General features: G+C 61.1%; 2 protein-coding genes and 1 pseudogene. 2 read left to right on the top strand and 1 reads right to left on the bottom strand.

Going from position 1 to position 2,190, the window contains the following annotated elements; translation table 11 throughout:
- Both VZ95_RS22105 and VZ95_RS14125 read left to right on the top strand, forming a co-directional pair.
- A pseudogene (locus tag VZ95_RS22105) lies at positions 1-280 on the top strand (hypothetical protein); the annotation flags it as partial.
- The gene (locus VZ95_RS14125; protein ID WP_052711777.1) at positions 256-648 is read left to right on the top strand and encodes an NAD(P)/FAD-dependent oxidoreductase; all 393 of its coding nucleotides are present in this window, start codon (positions 256-258) and stop codon (positions 646-648) included. The pseudogene VZ95_RS22105 and the gene VZ95_RS14125, both read left to right, overlap by 25 nt.
- A gap of 66 nt (positions 649-714) precedes the next feature.
- Here VZ95_RS14125 and VZ95_RS14120 read toward each other — a convergent pair.
- Positions 715-2,190, bottom strand: a 1,476-nt coding sequence (locus VZ95_RS14120) for an isocitrate lyase (protein ID WP_045776426.1), incomplete at its 5' end; no start/stop codon positions are given.

Raw genomic sequence — 2,190 nt, 5'->3', positions numbered from 1 at the left:
GCCGGTGGTGGCGCGCTTCGTGATCTGGGCAACCGGGCGGCAGCGCGGCTTCCTCGGCGCAGTCGGGGCCAACCCCCGCAGCGCCGACAGGTTAGCTGCCCATCTTGCCTTTTATCGGGAAGAGACACCTGGCGACCGGCGATTTCTGCTGGAAGCCAGCGCGGACGGCTGGTGGTACGCCGCCACCACCCCCGGCGGCGGGCGCACGATCGGCTTCCTCACCGACGCGATCTGCTGCGCCAGAGTTTTCAAAATATGCCGGACTGGGCCGCGCGCGTGAGCCGAACCAAGCTGATCGGCCCAGGATTAGGCCAGGGCGCAGTGCTGCTCGGCACGCACACCTGTTCCGCCGCCTCCACTCTGATTTCCCCGCTCGCCGGTCCCGGTTGGGTTGCGGCGGGGGATGCCGCCTACGCCTTCGAACCCCTCTCCTCGCAAGGTATCGCCAAAGCCCTGCGCTCCGGCTGCTTCGCCGCCTATTGCGCGCTCGACAGTCTGAACGGCAAGGCCGAGACCGCCCGCGCCCGCTATGAAGCGCTCGTGCAAGGCGAATTCACCCACTACCGCGCCGCCCTCGCCCGCCACTATGGTGCGGAAACCCGGTGGCCGGAGGCCGAGTTTTGGCGGCGGCGGCTGACACCCGCATAGGATGATCCCCCGAATCAATTCGGTGCGCGCATCCTCTGCGCGCACCGATAGTAACCGGCAGTTCGGTTAGACCGCTGCGAACTGGTTCATCGTATTATGGGCGCCCCCGGCCTTCAGCGCGGCTTCGCGCGAGAAGTATTCCTTATGGTCGTCGCCCAGGTCGGAACCGGACATGTTCTGATGCTTAACGCAGGCGATGCCTTCGCGGATTTCCTTGCGCTGCACATTGGCGACATACCCGAGCATCCCCTGCTCGCCGAAATATTCCTTGGCGAGATTATCGGTCGACAGCGCCGCCGTATGGTAGGTCGGCAGGGTAATCAGATGATGGAAGATACCGGCGCGCTGCGAGGCATCGCGTTGGAACGTCCGGATCCGCTCATCAGCCTCAATGCCCAATTCGGTCGTATCATAATCGACGCTCATCAGTTTCGCCCGGTCATAGGCGGCAACATCTTTGCCCGCTTCCTTCCAGGCGTCGTAAACCTGTTGACGGAAGTTCAGCGTCCAGTTGAACGACGGTGAATTATTATAGACCAGCTTGGCGTTCGGGATGACTTCCCGGACCCGGTCCACCATGCCCGCGATTTGCTCGATATGTGGCTTTTCGGTTTCGATCCACAGCAGATCGGCCCCGTGCTGAAGCGCATGGATGCAATCAAGCACGCAACGATCCGCGCCCGTGCCCGGACGGAACTGGAACAGGTTCGACGGCAGGCGCTTCGGGCGCATCAGCTTGCCGTCGCGGACGAGGATAACGTCGCCATTCTGGCTGGTCGCCGCATCGACCTCGTCGCAATCGAGGTAGGAATTGTAGAGGTCGCCAATATCGCCCGGCTTATGGCTCACAGCGATCTGCTTGGTCAGGCCCGCGCCGAGCGAGTCGGTGCGCGCGACGATGATGCCATCTTCCACACCGAGTTCGAGGAAGGCATAGCGAATGGCGCGGATCTTGGCGATGAAATCCTCATGGGGCACAGTGACCTTGCCGTCCTGATGGCCGCATTGCTTTTCGTCGGATACCTGATTTTCGATTTGAAGCGCGCAAGCCCCCGCTTCGATCATCTTCTTGGCCAGAAGATAAGTCGCCTCGGCATTACCGAAACCGGCATCGATATCGGCGATGATCGGCACAACATGGGTTTGATAATTGTCGATGGACTGCTGCACCTTCCGCTGACGAACCTCGTCGCCGGCTGCCCGCGCCGCATCAAGGTCCCGGAAGATCATGCCGAGTTCGCGGGCATCGGCTTGCCGCAAGAAGGTGTAGAGTTCTTCGATAAGCGCGGGAACGCTGGTCTTCTCGTGCATCGATTGGTCAGGCAGCGGGCCGAAGTCAGACCGCAGCGCCGCAATCATCCAACCCGAGAGGTAGAGATAACGGCCTTGGGTGGAGCCGAAGTGCTTTTTAATGGCAATCAGCTTTTGTTGACCAATGAAGCCATGCCAACAACCGAGCGACTGCGTGTAATGTGCCGCGTCACGATCAAATGCAGCCATGTCCTGCCGCATAATTTTGGCAGTATAGCGGGCAATATCAAG

This window comes from Elstera litoralis, from assembly GCF_000963705.1.
GTDB classification, from domain to species: Bacteria; Pseudomonadota; Alphaproteobacteria; order Elsterales; family Elsteraceae; genus Elstera; species Elstera litoralis.
This window is presented reverse-complemented; position numbering and strand designations above follow the sequence as displayed.

What these genes read in the sequence shown, in the direction of transcription:
- VZ95_RS14125 (WP_052711777.1), top strand. Translation starts at nt 256, where the DNA reads ATGCCGGACTGGGCCGCGCGCGTGAGCCGAACCAAGCTGATCGGCCCA.